This window comes from Micromonospora sp. WMMD729, from assembly GCF_049315225.1.
In the GTDB taxonomy this organism is placed as follows: Bacteria; Actinomycetota; Actinomycetes; order Mycobacteriales; family Micromonosporaceae; genus Micromonospora.
The window spans coordinates 1,269,350-1,292,549 of the sequence record NZ_CP186059.1 but is presented as its reverse complement, the minus strand read 5'-3'; the positions used below and the strand labels follow the sequence as shown (position 1 = coordinate 1,292,549).

Below are 23,200 nucleotides of genomic sequence, written 5' to 3'. Positions count from 1 at the left end.
GACCGGACCGGTCCGTCGCTCACGCCGTAGCCGTCCATGGCCGGCCGGTCCACGGGCCTCACGCCGCGGCCTGCCGCAGTCGGGCGGTGATCGCCTCGGCCGGGGCCGGTGCGCCGAAGTACCGTCCCTGCCCGGTGTCGCAACGCAGGGCCCGCAGCCGCTCGGCCTGCACCCCGGTCTCCACCGCCTCGGCCGTGACCCACAGCTCCAACGCGTGCGCCAACCTGACCAACGCGTCGACGATCCGCTCGTCGCGGTGGTCCGCCACCTCGTCCGTACCGTCGGCGCGGATGCCCTCGACGAACGGGCCGGCCAGCTTCAGGCAGTGGATCGGCAGCCGCCGCAGGTACGCGAGGTTGGAGTAGCCGGTACCGAAGTCGTCGACCGCCAGCCGGACGCCCAGCGCCGCGAGCCGGTGCAGGCTGCGCAGCGGCTCGCCCGCGCTGCCCATGACGGCGCTCTCGGTCAACTCAAGTTGCAGCAGCTCCGCCGGCAGACCGCTGGTGGCGAGCGCGTCGGCCACCGTCCCGACGATCGCCGGGTCGTCGGCCTGCCGGGCGGCCAGGTTGACGCTCACCACGACCCGCGCCTCGGGGAACTCCCGCCACCAGCGTTCGGCGTCGTGGCAGGCCCGCCGCAGCACCCACTCGCCGAGCCGGACGATCAGGCCGGTCTCCTCGGCGAGGCCGATGAAACGGTCCGGACCGATCAGGCCCAGCTCCGGGTGCTCCCAGCGGACCAGCGCCTCCACGGCGAGCATCGTGCCCTCCAGCAGCGACACGATCGGCTGGTAGTGCAGCACGAACTCACCCCGGTCCAGCGCGGCCGGCAGGCCGGCGACCAGCGCCGACCGGGCCAGGTCACGGGCGCTGCGCTCCGGGTCGTACACCGCCCACCGGCCCCGGCCGGCCGCCTTGGCCCAGTAGAGCGTGGTGTCGGCGGCCTTCATCAGCTCCGAGGCGGTGGTCTCCACGGCCGGGCAGTCCACTATCCCGACGCTGGCGGAGACCGCCAACTGCTTGTCGCCGACGTGTACCGGCGCGGCGACGGCAGCCAGCGCGGCCTCCGCCACGGCCACCGCGTCCTCGACGTCACCACCGCCGTCGACCAGGATGACGAACTCGTCGCCGCCCATCCGGGCGACCAGGTGACCCCGGTCGGCCACGCACGCCGCGAGCCGCCGGGCGATCGTCACCAACAGCCGGTCGCCGAGGTCGTGGCCGAGGCTGTCGTTGATGGTCTTGAAGCCGTCCAGGTCGAGGAAGCACACGCCGACCCGTTGACCGGGGCCGGCGGTGTCGAAGACCCGGCCCAACGTCTCGAAGAACAGGGTTCGGTTGGGCAGCCCGGTGAGCGGATCGTGCAGCGCCTGGAAGCGCAGCCGCTGCTGAAGCTCGTACCGCTCGGTGATGTCCTCGATCATGGCGACGGTGAACCGTGGCCGGCCGTCGTCGTACCGGATCAGCGACACGGCCAGATCCGTCCAGACGACGCTGCCGTCCTTGCGGTGGTAGCGCTTCTCCACCCGGGCCGAGTCCTGCTTGCCCTCGATCAGCTCCTGGTACAGCTCCCACATGCCGGCGGCGTCGTCGGCGTGGAACAGCGACGCCACGTTCATCTGGCACAGCTCCTCGATCGAGTAGCCGAGCATGCCGGCGAACGCCGTGTTGACGTCGATGATCTGCCCGTCCACCCCGGCGATGCCGATACCGATCGCGGCGCCCGTGAAGACCGCCCGGAACCGCGCCTCGCTGTCGCGCAGCGCCTGCTCCACCTCGTCCCGCGCCTGCCAGGCCGAACGGGCGATGCGCTCCTGCTGGGCGAAGGTGCGGTCACGCAGCGCACGGGCGAACCCGGCCGCCAGCGCGCCCTGCGCCGCCGCGATCCGGTCGGCCAGGTCGGTCGGCCGGCCGTCGGCCGCCAGCACCCGGGCGGGGAAGTCGTCGCCCAGCGCGCGCAGTGACCACTCCAACGCCCGGGGCTCGGTCAGGTGCGCCTCCACCAGGGCCCGCCCGACCTCCTCGGCGGGGCGGGCGCTGAACGGCTCCGCGCGGACGACCTCCGCCAGCCGGATGGTGTGCAGCAGCAACAGCCGCTCGGTCTCGGCCGCGCTGAGCGGCACGAAGCCGGTGCGGCGTACGGCACGGGCCCAGTCAGCGGCGTACGCCTCGACACCGGTCCGGCCGACGTCGACCCCGGTGGGGTCCGGGACGGCGGCCACCGGGTCAGCCGGCGGGCTGGTCGTACCGGGCGACGCCGCCGAAGGCGCCGAACCGCTCGGGGTGCTCGTCGACGTCCTCCGGCGAGTCGGGCCGCCACAGTGGCATGTGCACGACGCCCGGTTCGAGGACCGTCCAGTCGCCGAAGAAGCCGGTCACCTGGGCGCGGGACCGCAGGGTGATCTCGGTGTCGGTGCGGGAGGAGAGGCGCTGGGCGTCCAGCATCTCCTGCGGCTGGTCCTCGAAGGTGGAGTGCGAGACGACCAGGAAGCTGCCCGGTGCGGCGGCGGCCCGCAGCGTCGCCAGGATCTCCTCGGGGCGGTCGGCGTCCGGGATGAAGTGCACCACCCCGGCCAGCAGGATGCCCATCGGACGCGCGAAGTCGATCAGCCCGAGCCGCCGGGTCTCGGCGAGGATGCGCTCCGGCTCGCGCAGGTCGGCGTGGATCACCCCGGTCAGGTCGTTGCCCGCGAGCAGTTCGCGGCTGTGCGCGACCGCCACCGGGTCGATGTCGACGTAGACCACCCGCGCCTTCGGGTTCGCCGCCTGGGCCACCTCGTGCACGTTGCCCACGGTCGGGATGCCGGAACCGATGTCGAGGAACTGGTCGATGCCGGCGTCGAGCAGCACCCGGACGGCCCGACGCAGGAACTCACGGCCGGAGCGCATGGTGGCGGCGAGGTTCGGCGTCATACTGGCGATCTGCTCGGCCAACTGTCGGTCGATCTCGAAGTTGTGTGCCCCGCCCAGGAAGTAGTCGTACACCCGGGCCGCGCTCGGCCTGGTCAGATCAATCTCGGTCGGCAGTGCGTCCGGCATCGGTGTGCCCCCCAGTTCGTCGCCGCAACGCGAGGCGGCACCGGCGTCGACGGGCGTACGCGGCCGCCGGCCGACCCCGCGGGTCGTGTGGTGTGGACCACTCTAGGCCGCCGGTCGCCGCGTACGGGAGATCCCCTCACGTAACTTTCCGCACTCAGGCGGCAGACTCCAGCAGCAGCGAGATGCCCTGCCCGACACCGATGCACATGGTGGCGAGAGCCCGGCGTCCGCCGCGGCGGCGCAGTTCCAGGGCGGCGGTCAGCGCCAGCCGTGCACCGCTCGCGCCCAGCGGGTGCCCGAGCGCGATCGCGCCCCCGTTGGGGTTGACGTGCTCGGCGTCGACGGGCAGTCCCAGTTCGCGCAGTACCGCCACGGACTGCGCGGCGAACGCCTCGTTCAGTTCGACAACGTCCACGGTCGCCAGGTCGACGCCGGTCCGGCCGAGCAGCTTGCGGGTGGCCGGCACCGGGCCGATCCCCATGATCCGGGGCGGTACGCCGGCCGTCGCCGCGCCGCCGACGCGGGCCAGCGGGGTGAGCCCGTACCGCCGCACCGCAGCCTCGCCGGCAACCAGCAGCGCGACCGCGCCGTCGTTGACGCCCGACGAGTTACCGGCGGTCACCGTGCCGCCGTCGCGGAACGGGGTGGGCAGCGCGGCCAGCTTCTCCAGCGACGTCTCGCGGGGGTGCTCGTCGGCCTCGACCAGCCGGGTCTCCCGGCGGCCGGCGGGCACGGACACCGGCACGATCTCCTCGGCGAACCGGCCGTCGGCCTGCGCCTTGGCGGCGCGCTGCTGTGAGCGGTACGCGAAGGCGTCCTGGTCGGCCCGGCTCACGCCGTACTCGGCGGCCACGTTCTCCGCCGTCTCGGGCATCGAGTCGATCCCCCAGCCGTCGCGCATCAGCGGGTTGACCAGCCGCCAGCCCAGGGTGGTGTCGTGCATCTCGGCCAAGCGGGAGTACGCCGAGGTCGCCTTCGGCACGACGAAGGGCGCCCGGCTCATGCTCTCCACCCCGCCGGCGATCACCAAATCGGCGTCCCCGGCGACGATGGACCGGGCGGCGGTGGCGAGGGCGTCCAGGCCGGAGCCGCAGAGCCGGTTGACCGTGCTGCCCGGCACCTCCTCCGGCAGCCCGCCGAGCAGCGCCGCCATCCGGGCCACGTTGCGGTTGTCCTCGCCGGCCTGGTTGGCGCAACCGAGCACCACGTCGTCGACGCGGGCCCAGTCCACCGACGGGTGCCGGGCGACCAGCTCGCGGATGACGTGCGCGGCCAGGTCGTCGGGACGGACGCCGGCCAGCGCGCCCGCGTACCGGCCGATCGGGGTACGGACACCGGCCACCAGGTATGCCACGGTCATCGCGAGTCCTTCAGGGGTGCAGACGGCGGGGGTGGGGCACGCCCACCGGATCGCGAAGGGCTGCCGGCCGCCAGGATATCCACGCCGGCAGCGGATAGGTTGACGGCATGGCCCGGGCCCAGTTCAGCGCAGAGACCAGCCGCGACGGCGCGTTCGTCCGCCAGCCCAACCGGTTCACCGGTCGGGTCACCGCCGACTCGACCTCGCCCCCGGGTGGCGGTCCGGACGACCAGGGCCGCTGGCCGTTGGAGGCCGGCCGGTACCGGCTGATCTGGTGCCGCGCGTGCCCGTGGGCGCACCGGGCGAGGATCGTGCGGGGCCTGCTCGGGCTGGACGACGCGATCTCGCTGGGCACCGTCGACCCGATCCGGGACGAGCGGGGCTGGGCGTTCGCGCTCGACCCGGACGGCTTCGACCCGGTCCTCGGCGTCCGCTTCCTCTCCGAGGCGTACCTGGCCACCGACGAGGACTACACCGGCCGGGTGACCGTGCCGGCGCTCGTCGACACCCTGACCGGCCGCGTGGTCACCAACGACTACCCGCAGCTCACCCTGGACTTCTCCACCGAGTGGCGGCAGCTGCACGCCCCCGACGCCCCGGACCTGTACCCGGTCGCGCTGCGTCCCGAGATGGACGCGCTGATGGCCGAGATCCACACCGACGTCAACAACGGCGTCTACCGGTGCGGCTTCGCGACCTCGCAGGAGGCGTACGACGAGGCGTTCCGGGCGCTCTTCGCCCGGCTGGACGCGCTCTCCGAGCGGCTGGCCGACCAGCGTTACCTGATGGGGGACGCGATCACCGAGGCCGACGTACGGCTGTTCACCACGCTGGTCCGCTTCGACGCGGCCTACCACGGGCACTTCAAGTGCAACCGGAACAAGCTGACCGAACTGCCGGTGCTCTGGGCGTACGCCCGGGACCTGTTCCAGACGCCGGGTTTCGGCGAGACGGTGGACTTCGACCACATCAAGCGGCACTACTACGGCACCCACCGGGAGATCAACCCGACCGGCGTCGTGCCGTTGGGGCCCGACGAGTCCGGCTGGGCGACGCCGCACGGACGTGGCTGAGCCGGGTCGGGCCGGCGCGACCGGGGTCGTCGCCCGCGGGGACGTCGCCCGCCGGGTCGCCGCGTCCGCCGCCGCCGGCTGCGCGGTGGCCGGGGCGGTCGCGGTGACGGTCGCCGTGGTCGCCGGTCCCGGTCCGGGCTTCACCGGGTACGTGAGCGAGGCCGGAATCGCCGGCAGCGCGCACGCCGTGACGTACCGGATCGGGGTTCTCGCCCTGGCCGCCGCGTTGCTGCTGATCGCCGCGGCGCTGCCGACCGGGGTGCGGGTCGCACCGGCGCTGCTCGCCACCGGCGCCGTGCTCACGACGGTGTCCGGGGCGGTGACCTGCTCCGCCGGCTGTCCGCTGCCGCCGTTCGAGGCGACCACGGTGGCGGACCTGGTGCACGGTGGCGCGAGCATCGCGGCGACGGCGGCGGTGGTCCTGGCCATGGTCGCGTTGGCCGTGTCCGGGCCGGCCGGACCGGTGGTACGTCGCCTGGCGGCGGGGACGGCGGCGCTCGCCCTGCCGCTGTGCGCCACCATCGGCCTGGCGATGCTCGTGGTCGGCCGGGGTTCGCTGGTCGGCGTGGCGGAACGGCTGGTGCTCGGGCTGGCCGTGCTGTGGGGCGTGGCCACCGGCACGGCGTTGGCCCTGACTTACCGTGAGCGAAGTCTGTAAGGAGCATCACGAGCATCACACCTTGCAGATCGAACTTCTCGGCGTATCGTCGACCAACGATGACCAATGTCTGGGGCCTCACCGTCCGCCTGTACGTCGATCTCCGACTGCAGGCCAGCGGCGTCTGTCCGGCGTAGCCGTCCCTCGCACGCCTACCCCGACCAGACCACCTCCTTGGACATCTCATGCCCTTCGGCCTGCGCAAAATTCCCTTCTCCGTGCAGATCCTGCTCGGCCTCGTGCTCGGCGTGGCGCTCGGCTTCCTGGCCCGCACCAACGACCTGAGCTGGCTGACCAGCACCCTGCACACCGTCGGCTCCCTCTTCGTCCAGCTCCTCAAGCTGGCCGTCCCGCCGCTGGTCTTCACCGCCATCGTGGTCAGCGTGGTCAGCCTGCGCGGCGTGGCGAACGCCGCCCGGCTCGCCCTCAAGACCCTCATGTGGTTCGGCATCACCGCGCTGATCTCGGTGAGCATCGGCATCGGCCTCGGTCTGCTCGTCGACCCCGGTCGCGGGGTGACCCTCGACCTCGGTGGCGCGACCGCGCCGAAGAAGACCGGCTCGTGGACCGACTTCCTCACCGGCATCGTGCCCACCAACCCGGTCGGCGCGTTCGTGGAGGGCAACGTCCTGCAGATCGTCTTCCTCGCCGTCGTCATCGGCGCGGCGGCCCTGCTGGTCGGTGACGCCGCCGAGCCGTTCGTGGCGCTGAACCGCTCGCTGCTGGAGATCGTGCAGAAGGCCCTCTGGTGGGTCATCCGGCTCGCCCCGATCGGCACGCTCGGCCTGATCGGCAACGCCGTCGCCTCGTACGGCTGGGACCTGCTGGCCCCGCTCGCGAAGTTCACCACCGCCGTCTACGTCGGCTGCGCCATCGTGCTGTTCGTGGTCTACCCGCTGGTGCTGATCCTCGCCGGCCGGCTCAACCCGCTGCGCTTCTTCGCCGGGGCCTGGCCGGCGATCGAGCTGGCCTTCGTGTCCCGCTCCTCGGTGGGCACCATGCCGGTGACCCAGCGCTCCGTCGAGCGCCTCGGCGTCCCCCGCGAGTACGCCTCGTTCGCGGTGCCGTTCGGCGCCACCACGAAGATGGACGGCTGCGCCGCGATCTACCCGGCCCTCGCCGCGATCTTCGTGGCCCAGGTGTTCGGCGTGCAGCTCGGCCTCACCGACTACCTGCTCATCGCCTTCGTCTCGGTGGTCGGCTCGGCGGCCACCGCCGGCCTGACCGGCGCGATCGTGATGCTCACCCTCACCCTGAGCACGCTGGGCCTGCCGCTGGCCGGCGCCGGCCTGCTGCTCGCCATCGACCCGATCCTGGACATGATGCGCACCGCCACCAACGTGGCCGGGCAGGCGCTGGTGCCGACCGTCGTCGCCGCCCGGGAGGGCACCCTCGACCGGACCGCGTACGACTCGGCCGGCCGACGCGGGCTGGCCGAGCCGGAGCAGGTGGCCGCCGACACCCGGCCGGAGCTGAACCCCGTACCCGCCTGACACGTTTTCCCACGACGACGGACCCCTCGACAGCGGGGTCCGTCGTCGTACCGAGAGGATGAGCCCATGAGTACCCTGTTCACGCCGCTGGCCCTGCGCGGAGTCACCCTGCCCAACCGGATCGCCATGGCACCGATGTGCCAGTACTCCGCCGGCCCGGACGGGCTGCCCACCGACTGGCACCTGGTCCACCTCGGCACCCGCGCGATCGGCGGGGCCGGACTGGTGCTCACCGAGGCGACCGCCGTACTCCCCGAGGGTCGGATCTCCCCGCAGGACACCGGGCTCTGGTCCGACACGCACGTGGACGCCTGGCGGCCGGTCACCGCGTTCGTCGCCGCGCACGGCGCGGTGCCGGCCGTCCAGCTCGCGCACGCCGGGTTCAAGGCCTCCACCTACCGGCCGTGGGACGCGGGCGACGGCGGGGTGCCGGACGCCGAGGGCGGTTGGACGCCGGTCGCCCCGAGCGCCGAGCCGTTCAGCCCCACCTACCGGACGCCGACCGTGCTCGACGCGGCGGGCATCGCGGGCGTGATCGAGGCGTTCGCCGTTGCCGCCGAGCGGGCCCTCGCCGCCGGTTTCGCCGCCGTGGAGGTGCACGCCGCGCACGGTTACCTGCTCAACGAGTTCCTGTCGCCGCTGACCAACCACCGCACCGACGGCTACGGCGGTGACCGGGCCGGCCGGATGCGGCTCACCCTGGAGGTCGCCCGCGCGGTACGCGCCGCGGTCGGCGAGAGCGTGCCGGTGCTCACCCGGATCTCCGCCACCGACTGGGTCGAGGGCGGCTGGACCGCCGAGGACAGCGTGGTGCTCGCCGGTGAGCTGGCCGCCGTGGGCGTCGACCTGGTCGACACCTCCTCCGGTGGCGTCAGCACCGAGCAGCGCATCCCGGTCGGCCCCGGCTACCAGGTGCCGCTGGCCGCCCAGATCCGCCGGGAGGCCGGTGTGCCCACCGGCGCGGTCGGCCTGATCGTCGAGCCGGAGCAGGCGGAGCAGATCGTCGCCGGCGGCGAGGCCGACCTGGTGCTGCTCGGCCGGGAACTGCTGCGCGACCCGTACTGGCCGCGCCGCGCCGCCGCGAAGCTCGGCGTCGCGTACAGCGGTCCCGCCCAGTACGCCCGCGCCTGATCCGAACCGGCCCGGGCGGCTGTCGTTCCCGACAGCCGCCCGGGCCCGGATCGCAGCCCGCGTCAGCGTCCCCGCCCGGCGTCGGCTTCCCAGCTCGACGTCGGTGCTCAGCCGGCGAGGTGCGACCAGTCGCCCTCCAGCTCCCGCCAGGTGCCCTGGGCCGCCACCGTGCCCGCTTGCAGGACCACCACATGGTCGGCCCGGACCAGCGCGGCACGCTTCGCGGTGGAACCCACCACGGTCACGCCGTGCCCCCGCAACGCCTGCCACAGCGCCAGCTCCGTGGTGACGTCCAGCGCCGACGACACGTCGTCCGCGACGAGCAGTTCGGTACGCGGTGCGAGCGCCCGGGCCAGGGCGAGCCGCTGGAGCTGCCCGCCGGAGAGCCGGGTGCCCTTGTGCCCGATGAGCAGGCCCAGTCCGCCCCCGGCGGCAGCCAGGTCGTGGTCGAGCTGGGCGGTGCTGACCGCGTCCGCCGCGTCCACCTGATGGCCGAGCGCGATGTTCTCGACCACCGTGCCGGAGAGCACCCGGGGTAGCTGACCGACGTAACCGACCTGGTTGGGGCGCAGGAACAGCTCGGGCTCGGTGACCGTGTCGCCGTTCCAGCGCAGCTCTCCGGTGTGGTGCACGATGCCGGCGAGGGCCCGCAGCAGCGAGGACTTGCCGGATCCGACCGGTCCGACGACCAGCACCAGCTGGCCGCGCTGGACGGTCAGGTCCACGTCGCGCACGGCGACCGTGCCGTCCGAGTGGACCACCGAGAAACGGCGCAGCTCCAACCGGCGCAGCGGCCGCCGGGGCGGCGGCGTCGGCGCGGGCGCGGTCCCGCCGGCCAGGTCGACCGCCGGCACCCCCACCGAGTACGCCCCCACGCCGGTCATCGCCACCGTCCGCCGGGTCCACACCCGCGCCGACGGCAGTTGAGAGATCAGCGAGGCGGTGGTCCAGGCGAACCACCGGGCCGCGCCCAGCGTGGAGACGGCCACCAGCACCGCGCCGGCCGACAGTTCCCCGCCCAGGTAGAGGGCCCACGCGCCGATCGGCAGCAGTCCGCTGACCACCGCGGGCGTCGACCGCGACCACACCTGCACCGCGATCTCCCGGCGCTGTCGGTCGCTGCGCAGCACGTCCAGGTCGGCCAGGTGCCGCAACACCGCCGACGTGGCGCCGGCGAGCTTGACCGTCCGCGCCGCGGAGAGCGCGGAGACCAACGCGGTGGCGAAGGCGGCCCGCGCCGCGACGGTCGCCCGCGCCGCACGTTCCAACTTCGGCCCGAACAACGTCGCGGCCAGCCCGGAGACCACCATCGTGCCGAGGAAGAACAGCCCCGGTACGACGCTGCCGGTGACGGCCGTCATGGCGACCACCAGCACCACCGCCACGGTCTGGTCCAGCACGTTGTCGGCGAGCTGCACCACCCGTTCGGTGTCGCCACCCTGGGCCACCACCTCGGCCGGGGTGTGCGAGCTGACCCGCCGGGGTCCGGTCTGGCCATGTACCAGCCGCAGGCCGATCCGCAGCATCTGCCGCACCCACCAGTGCGGGAACCAGACGTGCGTGTAGAACGGCAGCGGCAGGGTGACCAGCAGCCCGGCCACGATGCCCAACGCCGGCAGGTACGGACTGCCGGTCCCGTCGACCAGGTCGGCCCAGAGCCACGGCAGCACCGGACCATCCAGCCCGAGCAGGCTGAGCCCGAGGAACAGCACGATCGCGGCGGCGCCGTACCGGGGATCGTTGGTGCAGAGCCGGATGATCTCCCGGAAGGTCCGCGCCGGAGGCGTCGGCGGCAACGGCGGCGGGTCGGTACGCGACGTCGACGCCGACCCGGCCTCCACCGCCGCTTCCGACGGCTCAGCGGGGGCCGGGCCGATCAGCAGGTCGGTGCCGGTCGTGTGCGGGCCGATCAGCAGGTCGGTGCCGGTCGTGTGCGGACCCGTCAGCAGGTCGGTGCCGCCGCCGGTGCCGGACGCCGACGCCCCGCCGGCGTAGACGGCGGCGTGACTGGTCGCCAGCAACTCGGCGAACCGCGTCGACGTCTCCAACGGGCCTGCCTCGACCATCGCGCCGTCGGCCAGAACCACCACCTCGTCGCAGCGGCGCACCGAGGAGAGTCGGTGCGCGATGACGATGCCGATCCGGTCGCGCAGCAGTCGTTCGGTGGCCCGCTGCACCCGCGCCTCGGTCACCGGGTCCAACCGCGCGGTGGCCTCGTCCAGGATCACCACGTGCGGGTCACGGACCAGGATCCGGGCGAACGCCACCAACTGCTCCTGGCCGGCGGAGAGCACATGGCCGCCCTCCCCCAGCCGGGTCGCCAACCCGTCGGGCAGCTCGGCGATCCAGCCGGCGAGGCCCAGCTCGTCGAGTGCCCGGGCAGCGGCGTCGAGCAGGTCCGGGTCGTAGAGCGCGACGTTCTCGGCGAGCGTGCCGGCCACGATCTCGGTGCGCTGCGGCACCAGCGCCACCCAACGTCGCAGCTCCTCGACGTCGAGGTCGCACAGGTCGGTACCGCCGAGGAAGACGCTGCCCGGAGGCACGTCCACGGCCCGGGTGAGCACCTTCGCCAGGGTCGACTTGCCCGATCCGGTACGCCCGATCAGGGCGTACGAGCGACCGCGCGCGAAGGTGAGACTGAGCCCGCGCAGGGCCGGACCTCTGCCGCTCTCCGGGCCGCTCACCTCGTACCCGAACGTCAGGTCCCGGATGCGCAGGTCACCCTCGACCGGTGTGGCGCCGCCGACCGGCTCCTGCCGAACCTTTTGGAGCAACTGCACCCGCGCCCACGCGCCCAGCGCCTCCTGCAGCTCGGGCACCATCCGGCCGACGTGTTCCGCGGTCGCCCCGAAGGCCAGGGCGAGCAGCCAGATGGCGGTGAGCCGGGCGGCGTCGACCCGACCGGTGGCCAGCGCCCAGGCCCCGCCGAGCACCACCGCGCCGACGCCGACCCGGATCGTCGCGGTGGCGATCGTCGCGACCTTGGCGGAGAGCACCCAGACCCGATGGCCGCGGGACAGCACGGCAGCGGCCCGCCGGGCGTAGAGCCGCAGTACGTACGGCTGGGCCAGGCTGGTCCGCACGTCGTCCTGACCGTGCACCGCCTCCTCCATCACGGCGGCCAGATCGGACCACGCCTCTTCCTCGATCATGCGAGCCGGGCCGATCCGTGCCGTGGGCCGGCGCAGCCCCACACCGAGCACCACCGTCAGCAGCAGCATCGCGATGCCGGCCGGCCACCACACGACGAGCGCGACGACCATCGACAACAGACCGACGCAGAGGCCCTGGGCGAGCCGCGAACCCTGGTTACGAACCGCCGACGCCACCTGGTAGACATCCCCGTCGATGCGGTCCAGCAACTCGCCCACCGGAGTGGTCTCGAGACTCGGCAGATCCTGCCCGAGCGCGACCCGGCAGAGCCGGCGACGGATGTCGGCGGACCAGTCGGCGGTCAACCCGGCCATCACCAGGCTCACCACCAGGTCACTGAGCACCACGGCGGCCAGCGCGGCGGCCAGGACCGCGAAGGAAACGGCCGACCGGTGTACGAGCACCGCGCCGGCGAGCGCGGACGCCCCCGCCTGACCGGCGGCACCCAGCACAATCAGGACGGTCACGAGCGTCAGACGGCGTGGCGAGGTGCCCCACAGATCACGGAGCAGGCGCATGAAAGTTCCTCCGGACGTGGGTGGCGGAACACCCAGCGTGCCGGCAGCGACCGGGTAGCCTCAACCGATTTACCCGCCCCTGAGCAGGCCATCCCCGATCGCCCGGTCCGCCGACATCGAGGCGCGCGACCCGCACGCCCCCGGATCGACATGATCGACACGACTGCGCCGATCCGGGGGCACCAACCGACCCACGCCAGCATGATCGACCGAGATGGCCGACCCGGAGGGCACCGCCCGCCCCGTCCCGGATCCATGATCGACTCGCCTTCGCCGAACCGGGGGCATCAACCAGCCTCGGACACCCCCAGTTCGCCGACCTCGTGTGGATCACCGCCCGAACACACCCGCCCCACCACCCCGGTGGCACCAATAGGCGCCACATCCAGTCGACCCCACCTCGGATCGGCATGATCGACTCGACATCGCCGAACTGGGGGCATCAACCGACCCCGGACACCCCCAGTTCGCCGACCTCGTGTGGATCACCGCCCGAACACACCCGCCCGATCACCCCCGCCGGCACCAAGAAGGCGCCCATCCAGTCGACCCCACCTCGGATCGGCATGATCGACTCGACTTCGCCGATCTGGGGGTATCAACCGGCCTCGGATACCGCGACTTCGGCGATCTCGTGTGGATCACCGCCCGGACGCATCCCGCAGACCGCCGCCGACGGCGCCGGTTGGGCGCTGTGTCCGGTGATGGGTCATGTGGGGTGAGCGGGTGGGCGCGTGATCATCGCGGGTCGGGGGTCGATGCCCACCCGCGGGGGCGTGCCTGTTCGCGTCGTGTCCCTTTGCTCTGCTTCAACGGACGCAACAGCTAGCGTCCGATATCCGGACACCGGGTGTTGCGCGGGTTGAAGCAGAGCAAAGGACCCCGGGGAATGACCCCGCACCGCCGGTCGTTGCACCCGGCCCCGGCACGACGAGCCCACCGGGCCGCCCGCCTGCGGGAATGGCCCCGGCCGTCGGGTCGTTACACCCGGACCGGCCGCCACGAGCAACCCGCCGCAGGCCGCCCGGCCCCCGGGAATGACCCCGGCCATCGGGTCGTTGAACCCGGTCCGCGGCGCCCGAGCCCCTCCGGCTCGCCGGCCGCCGCCCCCCTCAAAGACTTTGTGCAAGCGCCCGGACGAGGTGCTGAACACCCCCGCATCCCCCTGAAACGCGTGGGTGTTTCCTACCCCCGAAGGAGCAACCCCCTCATGAACACGATCTTCCGCAAGAGCATCCTGTCTGTTGCTGGTCTCGCGTTCGCCGGCGGCGTCTTCGCCGGCCCCATCGCCGCCCACGCCAACCCGGCCGACGCCAAGCCCACCGCTGTCGCCGTGCAGACTGCGGCGAAGCCGCAGGGCGACCAGTCCCACATCACCCTCAACGACGAGCAGACCGCCAACGCCAAGGCCATCATCGCCGCCACCAAGAAGGCCGGCCTCCCGGAGCGGGCGGCGGTCATCTCCATCGCCACCAGCCTGCAAGAGTCCAAGCTGGAAAACCTCGGCCACCTCGGCGACGCCAACGACCACGACTCCCTCGGCCTGTTCCAGCAGCGCCCCTCCAGCGGTTGGGGCACCCCGGAGCAGATCACCAACCCCGAATACTCCACCACCGCGTTCCTCAAGGGCCTCAAGCAGGTCGACGGCTGGCAGGACATGCCCCTGACCGACGCCGCCCAGACCGTCCAGGTCTCCGCCTACCCCGACGCGTACGCCCAGTGGGAGCAGCAGGCCACCGACCTCGTGGCCCAGCACTGGAACAGCTAAGACCTGACACCAACACCGATGGCCGGCACCCCACAACGGGTGCCGGCCATCGCCGTTTACACAGATCGTCTTAGAACAGCACCGTCGCCAGCGTGCCGACCAGTTGGAAGCCGCAGCGTTCGTACACCCGGCGGGCCGGCAGGTTGAAGTCGTTGACGTACAGGCTGACCGTGGGAGCGACCCGGGCCAGCGCGTCACGTACCACGGCGGCCATCGCGCCGGCGGCGATGCCCCGCCCCCGCCACTCCGGCGCCACCCAGACGCCCTGGACCTGGGCGGTCCGCTTGGTCACCACGGCCAACTCGGCCTTGAACACGACCTTGCCGTCGACGAACCGGGCGTACGCGCGGCCGGCGCGAACCAGGTCGTTGACCCGGCGCCGGTAGCTGCGGCCGGCGTCCTCGGCGAGCGGGGAGACGCCGACCTCTTCGGTGTACATGGCGACGGCCGCCGGAAAGAGCCGGTCGACCTCGCCGGAGCGGACGCGGCGTACCTCCGGATCGGCCGGAACGGCCGGCGTCGTGTCGGTGGCCAGCAGCGGCTGGTTGGGGCGGACGTCGCGGGCCGGGCCCCACGTCCCGGAGAGCCGGTCCCAGAGGGCGAGGACGGCGTCCGCACGGCCGACGATCGAGGAGCAGAGCCGGTCCTCCCCGGCGAGCAGGTCGGCGAAGGCGGACACGGCGGCGTCGCTGGCGAGCACCGGCGTCAGGTTGCCGCCGAGCCAGCACAGTGATTCGAGGTTGCGCCGGGGGCCGTACCCCAGGATCCGCCCTTCGGCCCGCCACCAGGACAGTCCGCGCGCGGCGATGCGCTCGGCGACCTGCGCACCCGCGAACGGGTCACGGTCGAGCAGGCGCTCTACCGCGCGGCGCTCCGATTCCCCCAGTTGCCGTACCGGCACCGTCAGCACGACTACCAGCCTGCCAGATCGACCCCCCGCCTCGCCGGCCGAGTGGCGAGCCCGACCACAAACGGCCGAATTACCTGCTTCCCCTTGTCGCCGATGCATTGCCGATATATCGTTGATGCATCAGCGACAGTACGAAGAGAAGGAGAACCCGATGCGGTTCCATCGACAGCACCACCCGATGCACGAGGCCCGGATGCGGGGGTTCGGCTTCCCGCCGGTCCCGCCCGGCCCGCACGGCCACGGTCACGGTCACGGTCACGAACATGGCGGCCCCTGGGGCGGGCGTGGTCGCGGCCGGGGCAGGGGGCGACGTCCCAACGTCCGTGGCGCGGTGTTGGCCCTGCTCACCGAGCGGCCGATGCACGGCTACGAGATGATCCAGGAGATCGACTCCCGCACCGGCGGGGCCTGGCGGCCCAGCCCAGGGTCGATCTACCCCACGCTCCAGCTCCTGGAGGACGAGGGTGTGATCGTCGCCAGCACCGAGGAGTCCGGCGGTGGACGGAAGCGGTTCACCGTCACCGAGGCTGGTCAGGCCGAGGCCACCGCCGCCGCGCAGACTCCGCCCTGGGCGGACGTCGCGCAGGGCACGGTGAGCAGTTGGCACGACATCCGCGACTCCGGCGCGCAGGCGATGAACGCGCTGCGGCAGGTGATGATGAACGGCACCGACGACCAGCGTGAGCGGGCGGCCCAGGTCCTCGACGAGACCCGCCGCAAGCTGTACGCGATCCTCGCCGAATCCGAGTGACGCAGTCTGCGGCCCAAAATACGCCGCGCACCGGACAGGCCGCCGCGATCATGAAGTTATTGTCGACAAATAGGACAGAATTTGGCAATAACTTCATGATCGACACGGTGGGGACCCCCGCCGACCGAATGCGGGCCGCTCCCCGAGGGGAGCGGCCCGCATTCGTCGAACCGACTCAGTGCACGGTCACCGTCGGGCCGGTGACCAGCCCGCGCAGTTCCTCCGGCAGCTCGGCGCCCATCTCGTCGGCGATGCGCAGCGCCTCCTCGATCAGCGTCTCCACGATCTGCCCCTCGGGCACGGTCTTGACGACCTGACCCTTGACGAAGATCTGGCCCTTGCCGTTGCCGGAGGCGACGCCGAGGTCGGCCTCGCGGGCCTCGCCCGGACCGTTCACGACGCAGCCCATCACGGCGACCCGCAGCGGCACCGGCAGCCCTTCCAGGCCGGCGGTGACCTCCTCGGCGAGCTTGTAGACGTCCACCTGCGCCCGCCCGCAGGACGGGCAGGAGACGATCTCCAGGCCACGCTCGCGCAGGCCGAGGGACTCCAGGATCTGGTTGCCGACCTTGATCTCCTCGACCGGCGGGGCGGAGAGCGACACCCGGATGGTGTCGCCGATGCCCTCGGCCAGCAGGGCGCCGAAGGCGACCGCCGACTTGATGGTGCCCTGGAAGGCCGGCCCGGCCTCGGTGACGCCGAGGTGCAGCGGGTAGTCGCACTGCTCGGCGAGCTGCCGGTACGCCCGGATCATCACGACCGGGTCGTTGTGCTTGACCGAGATCTTGATGTCGCGGAAGCCGTGCTCCTCGAACAGCGAGCACTCCCACAGCGCCGACTCGACAAGCGCCTCGGCGGTGGCCTTGCCGTACTTGGTCAGCAGCCGCTTGTCCAGCGAGCCCGCGTTGACGCCGATCCGGATCGGCACCCCCGCGTCCCCGGCGGCGCGCGCGATCTCCTTGACCTTGTCGTCGAACTGGCGGATGTTGCCCGGGTTGACCCGGACGGCCGCGCAGCCGGCGTCGATGGCGGCGAAGACGTACTTGGGCTGGAAGTGGATGTCGGCGATCACCGGGATCTGCGACTTCTTGGCGATCGCGGGCAGCGCCTCGACGTCGTCCTGGGACGGCACCGCCACCCGGACGATCTGGCAGCCGGACGCGGTCAGCTCGGCGATCTGCTGGAGCGTCGCGTTGACGTCGGAGGTGAGGGTCGTGGTCATCGACTGCACCGACACCGGCGCGCCGCCACCGACCGGCACCGAGCCGACCATGATCTGGCGGCTGGCCCGGCGGGGTGCGAGCGGCGGGGGCGGCACGGCGGGCATACCGAGACTGATAGCGGTCACTTCAGGCACTCACCTTGAGAAGAGCGTGATCGGGTTGACGACGTCCGCGGCGATGGTGAGCAGTGTGAACGCGCCACCAATCAGGATCACCGCGTACGTGAAGGGCATCAGTTTGAGGTAGTCGACCCGGCCGGGGTCCCGACGGCCGATCCGCGCGTAGATCCAGGAGCGGACCCGCTCGAACCAGGCGATGGCGATGTGACCGCCGTCGACGGGGAGCAGCGGCAGCAGGTTGAACACGCCGATGAAGAAGTTCAGCGACACGAACAGCATGAAGAACACCAGCCAGGCGTTGTTCTCGACCGCCTCGCCGCCGAGCCGGCTGGCGCCGACCACGCTGATCGGGGTGTCCACGTCCCGCTCGCCGCCGGTGAGGGCGGTCCACAGGGCGGGGACCTTCTGCGGGATGCGCTGCAACGCCTGTGCGGTGCCGACAGCGAGGTCGCCGGTGAAGTCGGCGGTGGCGCCGAAGGCGGCCACCGGCCCGTACGTCACCCGGGTGGGGGTGCTGGGCACGAGGCCGACGCCGAGCGCGGCCACCGGCCCGGCGGTGCCGTCGGGGTTGTCCAGGGGCGGACGCTGGGTCTGCGCGAGCACGGTGCTCGTGGTGCCGGGCTGGCCGTCGCGGACGTACGCGATCTGGGTGGTCTCCCCCGGCTTGAGGCCGCGCAGCGTGGTGAGCAGATCGCCGTAGGTGCTGATCGGGGTGCCGTTGATCGAGGTGATCCGGTCGCCGTCGCGGAGCTGAGCCTGGGCGGCCGGGCTGGGGGCGTCGGCGGGGGTGCAGGCGCGCAGCGAGTTCTCCGGCACGACGCACTCGCTGAGTCGGATGACCGCCGGCTCCTGACGGGCCTGCACCTCGGTGGTCGGGAAGGCCGGGTTGGGCAGGCCGGCGGAGACGGCGAGGATCCAGATGGTGACCAGCGCGAGCGCGAAGTGCGTGATCGAGCCGGCGGCCATCACGATCGTCCGCTTCCAGACCGGGTAACGCCACATCACCCGCGGCTCGTCACCGGGCTCGACGTCGTCGTCCTGCGGCGTCATTCCGACGATCTTGCAGAAGCCGCCGAGGGGGATGCCCTTGAGGCCGTACTCGGTCTCACCCCGCTTGAAGGACCAGATGGTGGGGCCGAAGCCGACGAAGTACTTCGTCACCTTCATCCCGAACATCTTGGCGGTGAGCAGGTGCCCCGCCTCGTGCAGACTGACCGAGACGAGGATGGCCAGGGCGAAGAGGACCACCCCGAGCAGGTACGACATCAAGCTCCTTCCACCGAACCCGCGATGATCTCCTGCGCATGCGCGCGTGCCCACGACTCGGCCGCGAGCACGTCCTCGACGGTACCTGGTTCGGCGAAGTCCGGAGCGTCCTCCAACACCCGCTCAAGGGTGTCGACGATGCCGAGGAACGGCAGCCGTCCGGCCACGAACGCCGCCACGCACTCCTCGTTCGCCGCGTTGTAGATGGCCGGGCGGCAGCGGCCGGCCTGTCCGGCGGCCTTCGCGAGGGCGACGGCCGGGAACGCCTCGTCGTCCAGCGGCGCGAACTCCCAGCTGTGCGCGGCCGTCCAGTCGACGGCGGTGGCGGCGTCGGGCACCCGGTCCGGCCAGCCGATGCCGAGCGCGATCGGCAGCCGCATGTCCGGTGGGCTGGCCTGGGCGATCGTCGACCCGTCCACGAACTCGACCATCGAGTGGATCACCGACTGCGGGTGCACCATGACGGTGATGTCGGCGTAGGGCACGTCGAACAGCTCGTGCGCCTCGATCACCTCCAACGCCTTGTTGACCATGGTCGCCGAGTTGATCGTGACGACCGGCCCCATGTTCCACGTCGGGTGGGCGAGCGCCTGTTCCGGTGTGACCTGCGTCAACTCGTCGCGTCGCCGCCCCCGGAACGGGCCGCCGCTGGCCGTGACGATCAGCCGCCGCACCTCACCGCGCGACCCGGACCGCAGACACTGGGCCAGCGCCGAATGCTCCGAGTCGACCGGCACGATCTGCCCCGGCCGCGTCACCGCGGCCTTGACCAGCGGGCCACCGGCCACCAGCGACTCCTTGTTGGCCAGGGCGAGGGTACGACCACCGCGCAGCGCGGCCAGCGTAGGAGCGAGGCCCAGCGAGCCGACCACCCCGTTCAGAACGATGTCGCACGGCCACTGCGCCAACTCGGTCATGGCGTCCGGCCCGGCCACGATCTTGGGAAGTTTGAAGTCGCCGGTGGCCCAGCCGCGCCGGCTCGCCTCGGCGTAGAACGCGAGTTGCAGGTCCTGGGCGGCGGACGCCTTGGCCACCCCGACCGCCTCGACGCCCAGTTCGAGGGCCTGCGCGGCGAGCAGCTCGACGTTGCCGCCGCCGGCCCCGATCGCCACCACCCGGAACCGGTCCGGGTTGCGCCGGACGATGTCGATGGCCTGCGTGCCGATCGAACCGGTGGACCCGAGCAGGACAAGATCGCGGGGGGAAGTCACGAGGCCATTCTCCCCCACCCCCGCTGTACGCCCGCTGGGAGCCTCAGCCCTCCCGCACCCTTGATCGACACGAGTTCGCCGACCTCGGGGTATCCGCAGCTCCCGGACACCCCCTCATCGCCGAACTCGTGTCGATCACGAATCGGGGCCCGCCTCCTCGCCCAACAGGTCGGCCGGGTCGATGGAGAACTCGAACGGCTCCCGCATCACGAAGCGTGTCCCGGCCGCAGCGGCGGCCACCGGCCGGTACTCGCCCTCGGTCAACTCGTACAACGCGATGGTGGGTACCCGATTGCGCAGGTCGACCCGGAGGAAGAACGGCACGCCGACGGCGGCGTACTCACGCGGTCGGTCGATCACACCCCTTCGCCGGGTACTCGGCGAGACGATCTCCCCCAACAACACCGCGTGCCCGATGCCCATCGCCGTTCGCCCGCCGCCTGAAACCTTCAGCACGGCGATGTCCGGGATGAACAGGTCGTCGTTCGAGACGACGTTTACGTCGTGGTAGAGCCACAGCCCCGCCCGGCGGGCTGCCTGCTTCAGCAGGTAGCCGAGTTCGCGCTGCACCGTCCGTCCATCAAGGCCGGAACCCGGCGTGATCACGACACAACCGCGCAGCACCTCCACCCGTGAGCCGTTATTCTCCGGCAGAAGGTCGAGCGCAGTGCTCGCCGTCCAGGCAGAGCTGTGGCGGCTCAACACGTCGAACGACTTCGAGGGCACGTCGTGAGACTGGCACGGCTCGACTCTGGCGCACCGCACCACAGGTCCGGCGTTTCTCAGGTCTCCGGCACCGGAGCCACCGCAGCCTGCGCAGCGCGTCATCGCACACCGAGTCCGCCACCCAATTGGCTCGTGGTCAGCCGCACTGGTTCTGATCGACGGGCCGAGCGGGCACCACGCCGTCGCCGTAGTTGGTGGCGAGGGCCGCGGCCCACGCGTCCGGGACGATCCGGCCGCGGAAGGCGAACGGGACGTACGCCTCCAATGCGCCGCCCGCGTCCAGCATGGGGCCGAACCGCTCCTGCCACTCAGCGCGTACGGCCGGGTTGGGGAACCCCCGGAAGACCGCCACTTCGGGACCCCGCTCACCCCAGCACCCCCACCTGCGGGACGGCCCGGTCACCGCGATGACGTTCGCCGAGATCGCGATCGAACCGAAGATGTCGCTGGCGGCCTCGTGACCGATCAGCGCCCAGTAGTCGTCCTCGCTGGCCTCGACGGACAACGACAGCGCCGGGTACGACCGATACCTCGACAGGTAGTACGCATCGCAGTCGGGTTCGAGGACCAGCAGCTCGACGCGCTCGTCGCCGTGCCAGCGGGCCATCGCGCAGAGCGCCGGCCAGAAATCCGGGTCGAGGACAGCGTCGAACTCGCCGAACAGTGACTCACCCTCGATCTCCCGGAAGACCTGGGCAGGCAATCTGACGGACAGATCGAAGGTCGCCGCAGAGCGGGAGTGCACGTTCAGGTAGGTGTGGTGATCGGTCACGACGGGCCCCTTCACTTGATGAACGCCACGTCGCCGATCTGGCGGTATCCCCGCTCCCCAACACCCCCACATCGCCGAAACCGTGTCGATCAAGGGCGGCGGCAGCGATCGACAGCCCGGCCGTCGTGACGAACCAGCCCGGAGTCTTCCACCTGCCGGCGAGCAGAGGTCCGCCCCACAGCCAGAGCACGAACAGAGCGGGTACGGCGAGGCAGAGCCCGGCCGCGAGGACACCGTAATTCTCAGCCTCCCGCGAGCGAACCGGCCGTGATCATCGCACGGGCTGGTGCACCGCCGTGAAATGGACGAACGCGGCCCACGCCGAGGGTGTGAAGGTCAGCGTCGGCCCCTGCCGGTCCTTGCTGTCGCGTACGCCGACCGTCTCGGCGAAGCCGGCCACCTCGACGCAGTCGCCCTCACCGCCGGACCGGGTCGACGTGCGCCAGACTCCGTCACGCTGCATCGGTCATCTCCTTCGCTATCGCCGCGATCAGCTCACGGGACTCGTCGACGCTCAGCGCCCGCTCGCCGAGGGAGCGCCAGGCGTCCTCATAAATCTCGATCTCGTGGGTCTTGTCAAGGTAGACCGCGCCGCACGGGCCGTCCATGTAGATCGTGGTCGGCTCCGGCTCGCGCACGTCGGACGGGAAGTCGAGCATGGTGAAGGTGCCGGCCTGCGCCCAGCGCACCAGGCCGGCGGAGAGCGGCAGCACCCGGACGGCGATGTTGGGTTGCCGCGACGACACCACCAGGGAGTCCAGTTGCCGGGCCATCGCCGCGCGGTCCCGCAGCGGCCGGCGCAGCACTGCCTCGCCCAGGATGACGTCGAGGCGCGGAGCGCGCGGTATCGCCCGAACCAGCAACCGTTGCCGGCGCAGCCGCACGTCCACCTTCGCCTGACGGTCGGACTCGTTCATCTGCGGGTGGTCGGTCACGATTACCTCGGTCATGTACTCGACCGTCTGCAACAACCCGGGGATGAGGTCCGCCTCGTACTTGCGGATGCGGGTGGCGGCGGCCTCCAGGCCGACGTAGAGCTTGAACCAGTCCTTGATCGCCTCGCCGTAGCTGTGCCACCAGCCGTGCGCCTTGGTCTCCCGGGCCAACGCCCGCATCGTCTCGATCGTCTCCGGAGACGCGCCGTAGACACGGCACATGGCCGCCACGTCGTTCGGGTGCATGGAGACCTGGCCGGTCTCGTACCGCCAGATCCGCGGTGCCGACCATTCCAATTCCTTGGCCGCCGCGGTGACCGTCACGTACGCGCTTTCCCGAAGCTCTCTCAGATATCTGCCGAGCTGCCTGCGGGGAACTGTGCTGCCGGAATCGTCCACGTCATCTCCCTGGCTGTCGTCGCGTAAGACACCTCGTCCCTTGGTCCGGATTCTGCTCCGAAAGATTGTGCTAGGCCATCATCGGAATGACTCTCGTTGATGACAGCATCCGCGAAAATCCCACCGAAGGACGGCCATGGAACCAAGCGACGAACTGCCGTTGCCGCCCTACGTGACCAAAGAGGACGTCGTGTTCGCGCTGCGGGCGATCAGGGTGCACACCGCCGAGCAGCGAGCGGACGGCGAGCACTGCCGCAAGGACGGCGCTCGGCACCCGTGCCGGCTGCACCGCTGGGGCCGTCGCGTCCTGCACCAGCGCGGCCTGACCGACGGGCAGATCCAGACGCTGGTGGACGGCGGAGCGGTGGTCCTGCCATGAGCTCCGCACCCGTGCCGCGCTGGATCATCCACCTGCCGACCACGTTGACCAGCCTCGACGAGGTCACCGCGCTGGCCGTGGCGCTGCGCGAATCGCTCGGTCACCTCACCGTCGTCGACTTCGGCGAGACGACACTCAGCGAGGAGGACGCGCAGTTCCTGCGTACCCGAGTGTTCTGTGACGCCCAGCTCGGCGATGCCGGCCGGTGCCGGCGCTCCGACGCCCACGACGGCCCCTGCGGGCTTCCTCGCCACCACGAGTGACCCGGCCGACCGTCATGATCATGCGACTGATCGACGGATGGCCCAGGGTGTCCT

Annotated in this window: 20 protein-coding genes; 8 read left to right on the top strand and 12 right to left on the bottom strand. The window is 71.7% G+C overall.

Going from position 1 to position 23,200, the window contains the following annotated elements:
• Positions 1–58: 58 nt before the first annotated feature.
• From ACN263_RS05975 to pcaF, 3 genes are all read right to left on the bottom strand, one after another.
• Positions 59–2,221: a putative bifunctional diguanylate cyclase/phosphodiesterase gene (locus tag ACN263_RS05975; protein WP_422738819.1), complete on the bottom strand. Its 2,163-nt coding sequence runs from the start codon at positions 2,219–2,221 to the stop codon at positions 59–61.
• Positions 2,222–2,225: 4 nt separating this feature from the next.
• Positions 2,226–3,038: an SAM-dependent methyltransferase gene (locus ACN263_RS05970; protein ID WP_422738818.1), complete on the bottom strand. Its 813-nt coding sequence runs from the start codon at positions 3,036–3,038 to the stop codon at positions 2,226–2,228.
• A 154-nt stretch (positions 3,039–3,192) separates the two neighbouring features.
• Positions 3,193–4,398 (bottom strand): 3-oxoadipyl-CoA thiolase, encoded by a 1,206-nt coding sequence (gene pcaF / locus ACN263_RS05965; protein ID WP_422738817.1) that lies wholly within the window; start codon positions 4,396–4,398, stop codon positions 3,193–3,195.
• Between the two features lie 107 nt (positions 4,399–4,505).
• On the opposite strand from pcaF, the gene ACN263_RS05960 reads away from it, so the two are divergent.
• From ACN263_RS05960 to ACN263_RS05945, 4 genes are all read left to right on the top strand, one after another.
• On the top strand, positions 4,506–5,471 hold the full coding sequence (locus tag ACN263_RS05960) for a glutathione S-transferase family protein (RefSeq protein ID WP_422738816.1): 966 nt from the start codon (positions 4,506–4,508) through the stop codon (positions 5,469–5,471).
• Positions 5,464–6,129 carry a DUF998 domain-containing protein gene (locus ACN263_RS05955; RefSeq protein WP_422738815.1) on the top strand — a complete coding sequence of 222 codons (666 nt, stop codon included), beginning with the start codon at positions 5,464–5,466 and terminating at the stop codon, positions 6,127–6,129. The genes ACN263_RS05960 and ACN263_RS05955 overlap by 8 nt, the downstream gene beginning before the upstream one ends.
• A 197-nt stretch (positions 6,130–6,326) precedes the next feature.
• Positions 6,327–7,622 carry a dicarboxylate/amino acid:cation symporter gene (locus tag ACN263_RS05950; RefSeq protein WP_422740608.1) on the top strand — a complete coding sequence of 432 codons (1,296 nt, stop codon included), beginning with the start codon at positions 6,327–6,329 and terminating at the stop codon, positions 7,620–7,622.
• 66 nt (positions 7,623–7,688) lie between these two features.
• Positions 7,689–8,753, top strand: coding sequence for an NADH:flavin oxidoreductase/NADH oxidase (locus ACN263_RS05945; RefSeq protein WP_422738814.1), 1,065 nt, complete (start codon positions 7,689–7,691; stop codon positions 8,751–8,753).
• A gap of 107 nt (positions 8,754–8,860) precedes the next feature.
• On the opposite strand, the gene ACN263_RS05940 is transcribed toward ACN263_RS05945, so the two are convergent.
• Complete coding sequence (locus ACN263_RS05940) at positions 8,861–12,424, bottom strand: ATP-binding cassette domain-containing protein (protein WP_422738813.1); 3,564 nt, start codon at positions 12,422–12,424, stop codon at positions 8,861–8,863.
• A gap of 1,210 nt (positions 12,425–13,634) precedes the next feature.
• Here ACN263_RS05940 and ACN263_RS05935 point away from each other — a divergent pair.
• Positions 13,635–14,192, top strand: a complete 558-nt coding sequence (locus ACN263_RS05935; RefSeq protein ID WP_422738812.1) for a hypothetical protein — start codon at positions 13,635–13,637, stop codon at positions 14,190–14,192.
• Between the two features lie 70 nt (positions 14,193–14,262).
• On the opposite strand, the gene ACN263_RS05930 is transcribed toward ACN263_RS05935, so the two are convergent.
• On the bottom strand, positions 14,263–15,102 hold the full coding sequence (locus tag ACN263_RS05930) for a GNAT family N-acetyltransferase (protein ID WP_422738811.1): 840 nt from the start codon (positions 15,100–15,102) through the stop codon (positions 14,263–14,265).
• Between the two features lie 151 nt (positions 15,103–15,253).
• Here ACN263_RS05930 and ACN263_RS05925 point away from each other — a divergent pair, with 151 nt between their 5' ends.
• Positions 15,254–15,853, top strand: a complete 600-nt coding sequence (locus tag ACN263_RS05925) for a PadR family transcriptional regulator (RefSeq protein WP_422738810.1) — start codon at positions 15,254–15,256, stop codon at positions 15,851–15,853.
• A gap of 175 nt (positions 15,854–16,028) precedes the next feature.
• Here the strand turns inward: ACN263_RS05925 and ispG are convergent, their stop codons facing one another.
• From ispG to ACN263_RS05890, 7 genes are all read right to left on the bottom strand, one after another.
• Positions 16,029–17,201 (bottom strand): flavodoxin-dependent (E)-4-hydroxy-3-methylbut-2-enyl-diphosphate synthase, encoded by a 1,173-nt coding sequence (gene ispG / locus ACN263_RS05920; protein ID WP_357122317.1) that lies wholly within the window; start codon positions 17,199–17,201, stop codon positions 16,029–16,031.
• 9 nt (positions 17,202–17,210) lie between these two features.
• Positions 17,211–18,461 (bottom strand): M50 family metallopeptidase, encoded by a 1,251-nt coding sequence (locus tag ACN263_RS05915; RefSeq protein ID WP_422738809.1) that lies wholly within the window; start codon positions 18,459–18,461, stop codon positions 17,211–17,213.
• Positions 18,461–19,672 carry a 1-deoxy-D-xylulose-5-phosphate reductoisomerase gene (gene dxr, locus ACN263_RS05910; RefSeq protein WP_422738808.1) on the bottom strand — a complete coding sequence of 404 codons (1,212 nt, stop codon included), beginning with the start codon at positions 19,670–19,672 and terminating at the stop codon, positions 18,461–18,463. Before dxr ends, ACN263_RS05915 begins: the two co-directional genes overlap by 1 nt.
• A gap of 135 nt (positions 19,673–19,807) precedes the next feature.
• Entirely contained in the window at positions 19,808–20,398 is a 591-nt protein-coding gene (locus ACN263_RS05905) for a Uma2 family endonuclease (protein WP_422738807.1), read from the bottom strand.
• A 136-nt stretch (positions 20,399–20,534) separates the two neighbouring features.
• Positions 20,535–21,170 carry a hypothetical protein gene (locus ACN263_RS05900; RefSeq protein ID WP_422738806.1) on the bottom strand — a complete coding sequence of 212 codons (636 nt, stop codon included), beginning with the start codon at positions 21,168–21,170 and terminating at the stop codon, positions 20,535–20,537.
• Positions 21,171–21,441: 271 nt separating this feature from the next.
• Positions 21,442–21,633 (bottom strand): DUF397 domain-containing protein, encoded by a 192-nt coding sequence (locus ACN263_RS05895; protein ID WP_422738805.1) that lies wholly within the window; start codon positions 21,631–21,633, stop codon positions 21,442–21,444.
• Positions 21,623–22,504, bottom strand: coding sequence for a helix-turn-helix domain-containing protein (locus ACN263_RS05890; RefSeq protein WP_422738804.1), 882 nt, complete (start codon positions 22,502–22,504; stop codon positions 21,623–21,625). The genes ACN263_RS05895 and ACN263_RS05890 overlap by 11 nt, the downstream gene beginning before the upstream one ends.
• Before the next feature lie 136 nt (positions 22,505–22,640).
• Here ACN263_RS05890 and ACN263_RS05885 point away from each other — a divergent pair, with 136 nt between their 5' ends.
• The gene (locus tag ACN263_RS05885) at positions 22,641–22,883 is read left to right on the top strand and encodes a hypothetical protein (RefSeq protein ID WP_422738803.1); all 243 of its coding nucleotides are present in this window, start codon (positions 22,641–22,643) and stop codon (positions 22,881–22,883) included.
• Entirely contained in the window at positions 22,880–23,146 is a 267-nt protein-coding gene (locus tag ACN263_RS05880) for a hypothetical protein (RefSeq protein ID WP_422738802.1), read from the top strand. Before ACN263_RS05885 ends, ACN263_RS05880 begins: the two co-directional genes overlap by 4 nt.
• The last annotated feature ends 54 nt before the right edge of the window (positions 23,147–23,200 follow it).